The following is a 13,641-nucleotide window of genomic DNA, read 5'->3' as shown; positions in this document are numbered from 1 at the left end:
AAAAAGTGGAAAAGCTAATAGCGAGCGAAGGCAAAAAATTAAAACTAGCGACTGGCAAAAATCCCAGGCATTAGTCTAACGGATGTAAACGGCCGCATACATGGAAAAACCATTTATTCTGTTTTTTGGGTGTCGATGCGATAATCGGTAATGCCGGCTTTATTGCAGGCGTTCATGACGGCCACGACAAATTTATGCGCAGCGTCCTGATCCGCCCGAATGCGCACCAACTGGCGGCCCGGGTTGTCCAGCGACGCCCTGGCCAGCGATTGCTCCAGTGTTTCCAGCGGCACGCCGCGATTATTAATCAAAAAATTGCCGTTTTTATCGATACTGACCAGCAGTTCCTCGGGCTTGGAGGTGAGGGGCTTGGCCTCGCTGGCGGAAGGAAGCTGGACCTTTAGCTCGTGCTCGGACTCGTCTAGTTTGGTCGCCACGATAAAAAAGATCAGCAATTGAAACATGACGTCGATCATCGGCGTCATGTCGATGCCGCCCATCGATCCTTTTTTTAACTTGAGTGCCATGGGGATTGTTTTTTGGTTTTTAGTGTATGTTTTTTAGTACAAAAAGGCAGATCAGCCGTTGGGCGCTAGCCCATGGTTTTTGCGGCTCCTACTCTGGGCTAGCGTCCAAAGGCTCATTCGAAAACGAATCGTTGACACATCGCTACCTTCCAAAAACCAAATGCCAGCGACTCTATTTTGCCGGGACGACGGCGGGGATCGTGGGGATTTTGCCGGAGGCGCCCATTACGGGGGGCGCGGCGACAGGGGTTGTGGTGACGGGGGGCGCGGCTTCCGCAGCCAATTGCTGGCGATTGACCCGTAGTTTGCCCTCAAATTTTTCGACTTGAGGCAGCAAACTGGCCATCACATCGTCAATGCGATGAAAAAAATTCATGATTCGCTGTTCAAAGTAAAACACCACAATCGCCGCGGGAATAGCCACCACCAACCCTCCAAACGTGGTGATGAGCGCGGTGTAAATACCATTGGCAAAGAGTTGCGTGCGGTTGACCGTTTCTGACGTATTGGACATTTGGCCAAAGGCGATGATAATCCCCTGCACCGTTCCTAATAGGCCTAGCATGGGTTCGACGGTAACGGATAGGGCGATCGGCCGCACGTTGGCATACAACTTTGTGGATTCGGAATCTGAAGCGTCCTTGATGGCTTGCTCGATTTCGGGGACGGGACGGCCCACCTTTAGCAGCATCGTGCGCACCACATTCGCCAGCGTCGAGGGATACTCTTGACATAGTCGATACGCCCGCCGCGGCTCAAAGCCCCCCTGCGCGGACATTTCTCCCAGCCCCTCCACCAGTTCCGGAGGCATCACCTTGCTACTACGTAACGCCAAAAACCGCTCGATGGTATAAGCCAAAGCCACAAAGGAGAGAATAGTGATGGGAATCATAAAGATCCCCCCCGCCACGTATAATTGCCACAATGTCATTTCGCCCGGATTGACCACGTCCGGTGATGGCGCCGCTGCGGCGGCGGGAGACGCCGGCTTGGCCAAGTCCGCTTCCGCCCGGGCCGCCGCGCTCTGCGCTGCGCTATTGTTCGTGGCCGGGTCAGTGGCGGCGGATGGACCGGCGGAATCCGCAGGTTGCTGCGCGGTCACGGGATTGACCAACTGCGGCACGACCCAAGGGACCATGCACAGGACCACAGCAGCATAAATTAGCATGCGTAATCGGGAAAAACCGATACCGTCAAGAGGGCTAGCCAGCATAATGGGCCTAGGAATTAAACGGGCAAAGTGGAAAACATGACTGGTACAAAAAGGCCACTCAAAAAAGAGCGGTCGTCAACCGGCGGTCTCACTATCAAATAGTATGATTCAACATGGTGCAAAAGTTTCTCCCCGTGCGTTCGGAATTGGGGCTTTTTGGTTAAAAAGTCGCGGGGGAGGAAAATCTTTGACAGTTACTACTTAAGCGCGGCCAACCGCTGCTTGGCCAGGTCCACTTTATCGCTGTCGGGATAAGTGGCCACCAATTCGTCGTACAGTTTTTTGGCATTGTCGGTGTTTTTGAGCACCTCAAAACAGCGCGCGGCCTCGTAAAGCGAATTTGCCTGCCAGGCGGGAAATGTCTTTGGCTCGTTGCCATAAGCCACGGCGTAAAATTGTTTGATCGCGTCTTTGTGCTCCCCTTTTTCAAAGAGCAGTTCTCCCAACATAAAGCGGGACCGGGCCGCGATTTCGTTTTTTCCCAGTTTGGTCGCGGCGGCCGCGGCCGCTTCATAATTTTGCCGCGCCGCGTCCAGTTGCTTTTGATTTTGCAGGGACCAGGCTTGTTCATAACGCACTTCCGGCAGATACGCGCTCGAAGCATAATCCTTTAAAAATTGTTCTCCTAATTTCAGCGATAGGTCCCACTTTTTTAGCTGTGACGCGGCCTGCGCGGCATGGGCCAAGGCTAATTCCTTATAAACAGGAGAAGAGATCGACGCGCTGACCGCTTTTTCTAATAAGGGCAAGGCGGCATCGTACCTTTGCTGTTTGAACAAGCACTCACCTCCCATGAATTGACCATCCGCCACCCATTTACCCTGGGGAAACTTGCTAATTTGTTCCTCAAAACGCTTGGCCGCGTTGACAAAGTCATTTTGCTGAAAGTACGCCCAACCCAACTTGTGCAGGGCTAGCTCCGCCACACCCTCTGCGCCGCTGGCGCTGAGCGCCTGGGTATAGGCCTGGGCCGCGGCGGGGTAGTCCTTTTGTTCTTGATAAGCAAATTCACCAACATTGAACGCGCTTTCGGCGGCATGGGGACTTTTGGGAAAGTCCTTGACCAATCGGCCAAACGTTTGGCTAGCGGCCTCTTTTTTGCCAGAGGATTGTTGTGCCCAGCCCAATTCGTACAGGACCTTATCCAGGTTGGCATAGTCCGGCTGGTCCTGTATCAACTGGCCGAGGGTTTTGATGGCGTCATCATATTTCTTTTCGGCAGCTTGCGCGTATCCCAGCAGATAGCGGGCTTCGTTTTTCTCGGCAGGGTCCTGGGTTTTTTGCAGAAATTCTTGCAAGTCCGCCGCCGCTCCGGCGTAGTCTTGTTGTTGAATGCGCACCCCGGCACGGCCAAAAAACGCCCGGACTGCCAAGGCGTGCCCCGCATGATCAGATATTAACTGTGTATACAGCTTTTGGGCCGAGGTATAATCCTGCAAGGCTGCCTGGGCGGTAGCCTGGCCTAGGAGTGCCTCGGGGACGAGCGGGCTTTGGGGGGTGTTTTGTAAAATCCACCCAAACTCCGCGCTGGCGGCCTTGTAATCCTTGGCCGCGTGTCGTAGCTCTCCTAGCCGATAATGGACCCGGTCGGCTTGTTTCGACTGGGGAAAGGTTTCCAGCAATTTGGATAAAGTCGCTTGGGCCGCGGCCAGATCAGGTTGGGCACGCTGGGCACGAGCTAGATTGAGCAAGGCATCCTCGGCGCTACGACCCTGCGCGTCGGCGGCCAGGGACGCCTGATAAGCGGAAATCGCGGCTGGCAGATTGTTTGACTCAAGTTGGGCATTTCCCAAAAGATACTGCGCCTCGGCGATTTGGGCAGGCTGCTTCAGATCCTGCAGGAGGGCCGTGTAATGCCGGGCCGCCTGGTCGTATTGTTTTTGCTTGAGGTAAGTCCAGCCCCGGCGTAACCGCCAAAAAGGCGCTTGTTCGTGTCCGGCGTGTTGTTCCAAAAGTTGCTTATACCGTTCATCGGCCTTGGCGGCGTCATTTGACAACAGCGCGCACTCCGCAGCGACAAACTGCACAAAGGGCCGCAAGGCATGTTCGGCATGTTTGGCCAAAAACTGCTCCGCAAGTTTGTCTCCCGTCGCATAATCCCCCAGTTCCATCGCGCTTTGGGCGGCCATGTAGAGCGCGGTGGCGCCTTGGGGGCGATCGGCGAATTTCTCCGCTAGTTCGGCATACGCCTGTTGGGCGGCGGTTTTTTGATTGGGGGACATGTACAAACACTCGGCCCGGTCCAACTGCAGTTCGGCCAGTCGTTCGGGATCGGTGGTTTTTGCCAGAATAGGCTCAAGCAACGCCAGCGCGGGCTGCGGTTGGTTTTCCTTGAGATAACTGCGCACCTGCCAATGGGCCGCTTCGGCGGCGAGCTTGCCCGCGGGATCGGCAGTCAACTTGGCCAGCCAAGCGCGGGCTTCGGCTTGATTGCCCGCCAAATAATAGGCTTTGCCCGCTTGCAGCATGGCATCGGCGGCGTATTCCGACTGGGGAAAAGAAGTTGCCAATTTGCTATAGGCCGCGGCGGCTTCGGGCGATTTATTTAGACTCAGCAGCGCGTCCCCTTGGCGTAATAGTGCAAAATCCGCCTGGGGAAATCCAGGAGCCGCGGCCGCGACGGCAAAGTATTTTTCCGCTTCTGCGAACTGTTGGCGTTCATAGTTTAATAGGCCCAAGCGCAACGAAACTTCCGTCGCTTGCTTTTCTTTGGCGTATTGTTTGAGATACTCGGCAAAGCTGGCCGTGGCCCCGTCCATTTGCTTTAGTTCTTGTTGGGCGACGCCAATGTTATACAGCGTCTCGGCGCGCAGCGGACTGGTGGCAAATTTTTCATACAGTTGCCGCCAAGCTTCCACGGCTTCTTCTTTTTTGCCTAACAGGTACAGCGCGTCCGCCCGGTTGAATAACGCGTCGGGCAGCTTGCCGCTTTGAGGATAATCCGCCACCAATTGGCCCAATGTCTCCGCCCCGCGGCCATACAGTGCTGTTTGTGCTTCTCCCATTTTGGTCCGGGCATTGGCCAACATCGCCAAGCCCAGGTTAAATAACGCCGCTTCGCGTTGCTCAAATTTGGGAGCTTCCTTAAGAACCTGTTCATAGGCGGCCTGGGCCTGGTCGTATTGCTTTAGCTGTTGGTAACAGACCCCGGCATAATAGCGGGCCTTGGGAGCCAGCGGATCTTGGGGAAACTGCTTTAAGAATGTTTCCCATTCTTCGACCGCCAAATCATAATTCCCTTTGTTTTGTAGCGGGACCGCCAGACGAAATTGCTGAATGGCTTCGGCGGAGGATTCCGCAGCCGGGGCTTTGGTGGCGGGGGCTTGGGCGAGAGATTCTAGCCCCCAACCCGCGCACAACATCCCCAAAAGGATGACCTGAAAAGTCCATACACCCGCAAAACCGCCATTTTTTGGGAGTAATCGCACGCCTAGACTCCTGGAAGAGAGTTTGAATTGCAGGCCACAACCGGAGCGCGGCCTCGGTGCCGCGTGCCAAATTGGTAAAGCCATCTGTCGGTTGAGCCAGTGGGGATATCGGTGGGATCCAGCGGCCAAATCCGCCGGATAAGGAAAAACCCCCGCACAATAAAGCACGGCGCGTGGGTCTTGGCAGAGATGGAGATTCCCCCGCCCACGCATAGGATGTATTATTTCAGTTTTGTCACAGGGATACCAGTCTTTGTGGCAACAGTCCTTAAAAATCTATCCGGGCAAGCGGGTGATCGGCAATTTTATATCCCCTGCTAGACAGAATGATGGACGGTTGACGGGACGGGCCAGATGTGAAACTGGGAAGTCTTGGAAATGTTTCCCCCCATTTCTAAAACTCTTCAGCCATTACGGAGGGGAGTGGCGGTGAGTTCGCCACAGGAGAAAAAAATTTAGAATTTTACCGGAAAGGGGTTTACACCGCTGAAATTCTAAAAAAATGAGCTGATTGAGGATTGTCCCGCCGGTAAATTTGCACTTTTTTGGTAAAATTGGATATACTATTACTAGTCGCTTCACCGGTCGCTTCCCCAACCAGGGCCAAGGGGGGGATGCCACATTCGTCCTTCGCAATAGTCCGGCGGCGGCTTTACTTTTCTTTTGGAGCTTTCCCTCTATGTCCTTGGTCCCGCCGGCAGTTTTTGCACATAGTTTTACTTCTGTTTCAAGTTTGGGCATGTACCCCGCTAGAAATGTTGTTGTTTCGCAGGGTCCCGCCTCCCCCCGGCGCGGCTTAACACTGGTTGAAATTTTGGTCGCCTTGGTGGCCACGCTGATTGTCATGGGCGCAGTGATTTCCGTGCTGGGGAGCGTCGGCAGCGGCATCGCCGACAGTCGCTCGCAGATTGAGGTCTCGAACCGTTTGCGGTCCGCGCAGTTGCTCTTGCGCAGCGACCTAGCGGGGGCCACGTGCCCCGGAATTGTTTGGCAACGGCCCGAGGAGGGAAACGGCTATTTTAGTATCATCGAAGGGCCGATGCGGGACGATGGGCGGTATCAGCTAAAAGACAACACAATGCCTTATGACCTTGTCAACAATCCCTTTGTAAGGAATACCACAAACGGGAATCTGCCCGCCGGTTATTTTGATTACAAGCTTCAAGGGGACGTGGATGACATCCTGTTGTTTACCAGCCGTAGCAAGGGGTTGCCCTTTGTGGGGAAGGAATATTTAAACGGACCGAATGGAACGGCCACGACAATTCAATCACAAGTGGCGGAAGTGGTCTGGTTTTGCACGCCCGGAACGGTTTATTTTGGCGAAAGCAAGGATAAGAACGGCAATCCCACCCCCATCCAGACATACAATCTGCATCGCCGGATATTCTTGGTAAAGGCCAGTGTGGGCAACACGTTTACTGAGGATCAGCCGTTGAATGGCAATAATTATTTTAACGGCAGCCAACTGCGGGACGTAGCCAACCAGCCCAATTCGTCACCCAATTCGAATCAAGCGACGAATCGCGAATACGCCACCCTGCATTCGCTCAATTTGCGCAAAAATCGGGCTTTTCATTACAATGGGTATAGCCGCGGAGGCGCGAACTTTAACCCGGCCCTGGAATTTCAAATCTTTAACAACACGAGCCAGATGCCGCTCACCGGCAATCGCGCGGGTGAGGATATTGTGCTATCGAATGTGCTGAATTTTGATGTTAAGGTCTTTGATCCAACGGCCCCTTTGCGGAATTCCGGCGGCTACAATGTGGAGCCGACAGATCAGGGATTTACAAATGCAAATAATCCCACCAATTCCTACGGCACCTACATTGACCTGGGAATTGCCCTGGATCCTACCAATCCCTATGGGGCGAATAAGAACAATTGGCCGCTGTTTGCGCGGGGGATGAACTTTACCAATCCGGCCCCCGGCAAACTGTACAACGTGCCTAATGTCACCACCGGACCCATGACCTGCGTCTATGATACCTGGAGTTTTGGCTATGAAAACGATGCCCTGGACCAGGATCGGGCGGACGGCACCGACCAGGGAACCGACGGCATTGATAGCGATGGAGTCAACGGCATTGACGACCCGGCCGAACGGGAAACCGCGCCTCCCTATCCGCAACCGCTGCGCGGCGTGCAAATCCGCCTGCGGGTGTTTGAGCCAAGCTCCAAATCCGTGCGCTCCGTCAGCGTGGAAGAGACATTCGTGCCGGAGTAGGGTTTGGTATAAGTATGGGTGGCGTATCATTCTAAATGCTATGGTCAACTATACTATTGCGAAAGACCAGACATTCCATGGTAGATGGTTTTTGGGCGGAAGTCTCTCGATCCAAGCAAATGACGCCAGTGGAACGCTTGCGGGCTTCCCTGGAGCTATGCGATCTGGCGCGTAGCTTCATGGTGGCGGGAATTCGCGCGCAGCATCCGGAGGCCACGAATGAGCAAGTTGTTGCCGAGATCCTGCGCAGGCACAGGATTGCCCGCGAATTGGAAGCATCAGCGTGAACCAAGCGGAAATCTTGCTGCGAGTTATCGACGCCTTGGAGATCGTTGGCATACCGTATGTGCTGTTCGGTTCTTTCGCCAGCAATGTTTACGGCATTATGCGCGCTACGCTCGATGCGGATATTGTCATCCAAACCGCACACGGCCAGCACACCACGTTAAGAACCGCGCTCTTACCGGAGTTTTCCATCGATCCGCAAATGCAGTTCGAAACTGTCTCCGGGACTGTCAAAACAGCGGTGACTCATAACGCCACCGTTTTTCTAATAGAGCTATTCGAGCTTTCCGCCGATCCCCATGACCAAGCGCGCTTTGCGCGACGGCAAAAACTGCCGCTAGAAAATCGCGACGTCTATGTTCTCACCCCCGAAGATGTATTAGTGACCAAGCTAAATTGGTTGCAAATCGCCAACCGGGGCAAGGACCTTGCAGACATCAAAGGAGTAATTGCCGTTCAAGGGGACGCTTTGGACTGGCCCTATATTGAAAATTGGTGCGAGTACCACGACTCGCAGCGACTGCTTGAAAAAATTCGCGCGGAATTAAGCCAAAAATAGCCGTTGTGTTGGCCTCGTTCCTGCGGATAAAAGGAGGCATCGCCTGGTTTAGTCGCGACGCCGCAACCGCTAGCAACATGGTTAATAAACCCTGGTTGACATAATATATCGTGGTTTTGGCGAACTCAAAAAAACATTAGCCGTGCTTGTCGTTTGAGTTACATAGACAGCAAAATAAGCTTCGTGCGGTTTGGCATTGCAACCTGATCTGGGTTTAATTAAAAAATCATTTGAACACTAATCCGCACTGATCTTCGCTAATCCAGACAGTTTTTCAAACCAAACAGACCATTTAGATGGACTGCGGTGGCAAAATGGCATTCTGGATTAGTGTCGATGAGCGAAGATTAGTGTTCTCAAAATACTTTATCAAAAAAAACGTTTTTCACTTATTTTTAGCAGTCTGTTGAAAAGTGATTGCTGGTACAAATTTTTGTGGTAAATAACCAGGATCCGTGTATGCGGTTTGAAGTTCAACAGACTGCTAGTCTTTGTTGCTGATCCGCTTCGCGGTGTTACTGATCCGCTTTGCGGTGGATGGTTCCCCCCTACCACCCCGCTCCCTTGGTCGTGGTTTTGATCCGGCCCAGGTGCATGTCCGCGGTGATATACAGCACGCTGCCATCTTCGCCCCAGCCGCAATTCGCGGTCGCTTCGCCGGTATCGATGGTTCCCAGGTGCTTTCCAGCCGGGGAAAAAATATGTACGCCCCCCGGTCCCGTCGCAAACACATGGCCGTGTTGATCAACCTTTAACCCGTCTGGCAATCCCTTGCGCCCCCCCTTGGCCCAGGCACTGGCGTCAAAAAAGACCCGCCCGTTGGCCAGTTCACCGCTGCTTTCCACGTCAAAGGCCATCCAGATCGGCCGCGCGGGGTCACTATTGGCCACGTACAGCGTTTTTTCATCCGGCGAAAAAGCGATGCCGTTGGGCCTGCTCAGTTCCTTGGTCAGAAGCGTCACTTTGCCGTCGGGAGAGAGGCGGTAAACCCCACAAAAATCCAGCTCGCGGGCGGGATCGTCCCAGCCCTTTTCCATGCCATACGGGGGATCGGTAAAGTACAAATCGCCGTTGGAGTGATACGCCGCGTCATTCGGGCTGTTCAGCCGTTTGCCGTTATATTTGTCGGCTAAAACGGTTCGCTTGCCGTCCGCTTCCAAACGGGATACGCACCGCCGCCCATGCTCGCATGTGACCAGGCGCCCTTCCTTATCCAAAAGCAGTCCATTGGTGCCTGGTTCTCCACCCCGTTTGACAGAACCGATATCGCTGGCGGGATGCAAAAAGACCGTTAGCTTCTTGCCAGCGGGGTCCCACATCAGGATGTTATTGGGCGGGATATCCGAAAAGAGCAGTGTTTTCTTGGCGGGGAGCCAGACCGGTCCTTCGGACCAATCAAAGCCGGTGGCTAACTTTTGCAACTTAGCGTCGGCGGGCAAAATTTTATCCAGCGCGGGATCGACGCGTTCAATTTTGCCAAAGGTCTCCGGAGGATTAACCGCGCTGGCGGCGGTTTTTGACGCGTGCGCTTTCTCCTCACCAAGCACCCAGCGTATGCCGCCATAAACGGTCAGACCAACGGCAATCAACAAGACGGCGGCTCGGGAACCGCAACCCAGCGGCAAAATGCGAATCTGCATGGCAAACCCCCAGAGTTGGACAAAGAGACAGGTGGTGGTTGGACAATCCTAACAAAGGGCTAATGTACCGGGGGAAATAACAGAATGCAAATCTAGGCAAGCGTGCATTGCGCGCTATACTACGGTAAAATAACGGACGTTTGTTCGTCAACCAAAATACACAAAGCTTTACCTAGTTTCCCCCCTTACCGGAGTTTTTGCCATGGCCACCGTATCCGTTATGAAATTTCCCACCGCCACGGGAGCCCAAGAGGCCTTGGCAAAAATTCAAGATCTACAATCCCAGCATTTGATTACCGTGCAGGACGCGGCGATCGTGGCTTGGCCAGCTGGCCAAAAAGCCCCCAGCACCAAGCAACTGGTCAATCTGATGGCGGCGGGGGCGATGGGGGGGATGTTCTGGGGAATGCTGTTTGGCTTAATTTTTATGAATCCCCTTTTTGGTTTGACCATTGGCGCGGCGATGGGCGCGTTGGGCGGGGCCTTTCAAGATTATGGCATCGACGACACATTTATCAAGAAAATCCGCGAGCAAGTGACCGAGGGGACCTCGGCGTTGTTTCTGATGTCCACGGGCGCAGTGGTGGACCGTGTGGCGGAAGCCTTTAAGGAGGTGCCGCTGGAATTGATCGCAACGAACCTGTCGCACGAACAAGAAGAAAAGCTGCGCGCGGCATTTAGCCAGGCATAGGAAATGTAATCACTGCGATCAGCGCGGAGGATTATAGCCGGCAAGTTATCCTTCCAGCCCGAGTTGGCACTATTGTTTGTTTATTGTTGTCAAGGTCAACGGCCAACACAGGTAATTGGCCGTTGAGGATGGAAATCCATTCTTTGTTATAAAACCAGGAAAGACTTAGATTTCCTGAATGATGGTGGTTTGTCGCACTTGGTTGCCGGTGACGGTTTGTTCGGTCTTATACGACTTGGAAACAATTGCCAGCGCGCTATCCGCCCCTTCGTCCAGGCTGTTGCGAAGATACCTGACTGGCCGTGGGCGGCGCGCTAGATGCCTGGCAAGAATTTTATCCGCTCCGTCACCCGTTGGTCCGGAATCCAGGCTCGTTTGAATATCATGATAGCCATAGGTATCTAGCAAGAACGAATCCGCTCCCGAACCTAATTCGGCAAAGACTTGCATTTGTGTCCGATCCACAATGGCAAATGCGCGATGACGGATGATAGCCGTGTCGTTCCCCTCGCCCAAGCTAAGTTTGGCGTCGACTTTCGCGACGTCTTCCGTGGAGACTTGCAAAAGGTCGTCACCCGCTCCCAAATTGAAATTCATTTCCAGGGATTGCGACACGCGGCGGGGAAACCATATAAAATCAGGGTGATTCACGCCCACGCTTACCGTATCGCGACCGGAACCACCGGAGACCGATAGCGAGTTTTTGCCAAATCCTTGGGTGGCAATTCGCCACAGGTCATGAATGACGACGGAGCCGGGTGATTCTTTTAAGGTGCTGTTGAGCGTATAAGATCCGGCGATCGGCGCGCGGGCGTCACCGAGCGTCCCGGGAAGATGCTCGCCGCGAATGGCGATGGTATCCGTTAATTGCCGTGGCACGGGGGCGGCGGTCAGATCAGCCGGCGCAACGCGATTTAAGGACAAATTGACTTGATCCATGCCGCGGGTGTTAATCGTTAGCAGGTTCCCCCCCGCGTCAATGTTAATATTCATCCTTGCGGCGGACTCGCGGATTTTTTGCACCGCAGGGACCAGCAAAATTATCGCCACAGTTTCTCCACCGTCGGTCGAAACTAAATCCAGTTCCAGCGTGTCATGTTTGCGCAGATCGACTTTAAGTGAATCCCGTCCGGACCCCAGGTCAATCTCCGCCGCGATTGTGGAATTTAAAAGAACGGGACGCGCTAGGAACGCCCTTCGTTCTTCATTAGCGTCCGTCAGCACGACATGATCATCCCCCGCGCCGGCGTTGATCTTAATTTTGGAACCCACAACGACGATATCTTTAGGCTTGCTCGAATGGATATGATCGTTTCCCTCCCCTGAATTAACCACCACGGATTGCACGTCGTTAAATGTGCTGGTCACGCCATCAGCGGTTGCCGTAATTTGCAGATCGGCGCTTTGAACCAATTTGATCATGTTGACGTCATCGTCCCCGGTCAACGTCAAAACGCCATCGCGAAAATCAAAGTCCACCGCCAGGCATAGCCGAGTTTCCAATGATTCATAACCCCGATTTTTCAAGCGGGAATAGCTTTTTCCACGGTAGTACATTTTTCCCTGAGGTGACGAATGGTTTGAAAGCGCGCGTGAGGCCTTAGGGAATAGCATGGCTTGAATCTCCCGTGTGTGGAATTTGCGTTAAAAATAAATGTTCGCTCCCCCGGGGCGACACTTCCTTTAGTTAAAGCTATTCGCCCGGCCAAATACAAGTTATTTTTGTGTTGCCAGGAAAATTGTGTCAAAAAATGAGAGCTTATTCGCAAATCCCGACTGTATCCATTATCCGGGGGGGGAATGTATCGGCGTGTTTAAAGCGGTATTTATCGTATCCCGCCCCACGCAGGTCGCCGCGCACGCATTTAAACAAAGAGTCTCCCGACTATTGTCCCGATCAACATTGAGAGTGGCGGGCACCTTCCCCACGAGGCCGTTTACGGCGCGTCCCGCGCGCAGCGAAAGCCCACGTGCGACATGCTAGTATTGATATCGGTGCCGCGGCGCGCGGCGGGGCGATAACTTTCGCAGTAGATAACATGGCACAAAAAAGACCCGCCCCGCATGACCCGTTTGGGGACTTGCGGTTCCGCCGGATCCCAAAAATCCACAGGCCCGGTGGGATTGTCAATCACCCCGCCACCGGCGCGTAAAAGGTAGGCATCCGCCCGGTACCAGTCTCCGCACCATTCCCAGACGTTCCCCCCCATATCATACAAACCGTAACCGTTGGGGGGATAACTCTTGACCGGGGCGGTTCGGTCATAGCCGTCAATTTTGGTGTTTTTGTGGGGAAAGTCCCCTTGCCAGATATTGCCCCGATTGGCGGTTTGGTCGGTCGGCTCTTCATCCCCCCACGTAAATCGCTTTTGTGCCAGTCCCCCCCGGGCGGCGTACTCCCACTCCGCCTCGGTTGGGAGCCGCTTTCCCGCCCAGGCCGCATAGGCTGCGGCATCCGGCCAGGCGACATGGACGACGGGGTGCTGGTCCAACCCATCGAGGTTGCTATTTGGTCCGGTAGGGTGCCGCCAATTCGCGCCCGGTTGCCACCGCCACCAATTTCGGACATCCTCCAGCGGAACGGGGCCAGTCGGCGGGGAAAAGACCAATGAACCAGGAACCATAACGCTTTTGTCTGGCTCGGGTGTCCCCGGCGGGAGCGTTTTTTTCATTTCCTCCCAGTCGGGCGCTTTTTCGGCGACGGTCACATAGCCGGTCGCCGCCACAAATTTGGCGAACTCGGCGTTGGTGACTTCATGTTCGTCCAGATAAAAGCCGCGGACGGCGACCTTGTGTTCGGGCTGCTCGTTTCCCTGAATGGTGGATCCCATGATGAATTCACCACCAGGGATCAACACCATGCCCCGTGTAAGCGTGGCATGTTGCAGCCACTGCGTAATAACATAGCTCAGACCAAAGACCACTAGTCCCCCGCCCCAAATCCACGGAGAAAGCCAAGCAGCCGTCGCCTGGGCAGTCGTGGTTGGGGTTTTGGGCATAACAATTGGGAGATTGTGGGAGGTGATAAACTATTGTCCCGACGCTAATTGAATTGACCGGAGACGAAC

10 protein-coding genes are annotated in these 13,641 nt (G+C 54.1%); 4 read left to right on the top strand and 6 right to left on the bottom strand.

Features of this window, described 5'->3' with window-relative positions:
• Window positions 1-113: 113 nt before the first annotated feature.
• The 3 genes from SFX18_14850 to SFX18_14840 all read right to left on the bottom strand — a co-directional run bounded on the left by SFX18_14850 (window position 114) and on the right by SFX18_14840 (window position 5,168).
• Window positions 114-527 carry a biopolymer transporter ExbD gene (locus SFX18_14850; GenBank protein ID MDX1964428.1) on the bottom strand — a complete coding sequence of 138 codons (414 nt, stop codon included), beginning with the start codon at window positions 525-527 and terminating at the stop codon, window positions 114-116.
• 172 nt (window positions 528-699) lie between these two features.
• Window positions 700-1,695 (bottom strand): MotA/TolQ/ExbB proton channel family protein, encoded by a 996-nt coding sequence (locus SFX18_14845; GenBank protein MDX1964427.1) that lies wholly within the window; start codon window positions 1,693-1,695, stop codon window positions 700-702.
• A gap of 242 nt (window positions 1,696-1,937) precedes the next feature.
• Entirely contained in the window at window positions 1,938-5,168 is a 3,231-nt protein-coding gene (locus tag SFX18_14840) for a tetratricopeptide repeat protein (protein MDX1964426.1), read from the bottom strand.
• A gap of 739 nt (window positions 5,169-5,907) precedes the next feature.
• On the opposite strand from SFX18_14840, the gene SFX18_14835 reads away from it, so the two are divergent.
• From SFX18_14835 to SFX18_14825, 3 genes are all read left to right on the top strand, one after another.
• The gene (locus tag SFX18_14835) at window positions 5,908-7,398 is read left to right on the top strand and encodes a prepilin-type N-terminal cleavage/methylation domain-containing protein (GenBank protein MDX1964425.1); all 1,491 of its coding nucleotides are present in this window, start codon (window positions 5,908-5,910) and stop codon (window positions 7,396-7,398) included.
• A gap of 77 nt (window positions 7,399-7,475) precedes the next feature.
• Window positions 7,476-7,685 (top strand): hypothetical protein, encoded by a 210-nt coding sequence (locus SFX18_14830; protein MDX1964424.1) that lies wholly within the window; start codon window positions 7,476-7,478, stop codon window positions 7,683-7,685.
• Window positions 7,682-8,242 (top strand): hypothetical protein, encoded by a 561-nt coding sequence (locus SFX18_14825; protein ID MDX1964423.1) that lies wholly within the window; start codon window positions 7,682-7,684, stop codon window positions 8,240-8,242. Before SFX18_14830 ends, SFX18_14825 begins: the two co-directional genes overlap by 4 nt.
• Before the next feature lie 548 nt (window positions 8,243-8,790).
• Here the strand turns inward: SFX18_14825 and SFX18_14820 are convergent.
• On the bottom strand, window positions 8,791-9,882 hold the full coding sequence (locus SFX18_14820; GenBank protein MDX1964422.1) for an SMP-30/gluconolactonase/LRE family protein: 1,092 nt from the start codon (window positions 9,880-9,882) through the stop codon (window positions 8,791-8,793).
• Between the two features lie 202 nt (window positions 9,883-10,084).
• Between SFX18_14820 and SFX18_14815 the strand changes: the two genes are divergently transcribed.
• On the top strand, window positions 10,085-10,573 hold the full coding sequence (locus SFX18_14815) for a DUF1269 domain-containing protein (GenBank protein ID MDX1964421.1): 489 nt from the start codon (window positions 10,085-10,087) through the stop codon (window positions 10,571-10,573).
• Window positions 10,574-10,738: 165 nt separating this feature from the next.
• On the opposite strand, the gene SFX18_14810 is transcribed toward SFX18_14815, so the two are convergent.
• Both SFX18_14810 and SFX18_14805 read right to left on the bottom strand, forming a co-directional pair.
• On the bottom strand, window positions 10,739-12,130 hold the full coding sequence (locus SFX18_14810) for a hypothetical protein (protein ID MDX1964420.1): 1,392 nt from the start codon (window positions 12,128-12,130) through the stop codon (window positions 10,739-10,741).
• A 380-nt stretch (window positions 12,131-12,510) separates the two neighbouring features.
• Window positions 12,511-13,572: a formylglycine-generating enzyme family protein gene (locus tag SFX18_14805; GenBank protein MDX1964419.1), complete on the bottom strand. Its 1,062-nt coding sequence runs from the start codon at window positions 13,570-13,572 to the stop codon at window positions 12,511-12,513.
• Between the last annotated feature and the right edge of the window lie 69 nt (window positions 13,573-13,641).

Source organism: Pirellulales bacterium (genome assembly GCA_033762255.1).
GTDB lineage: Bacteria > Planctomycetota > Planctomycetia > Pirellulales > JALHPA01 > JANRLT01.
This window is presented reverse-complemented; position numbering and strand designations above follow the sequence as displayed.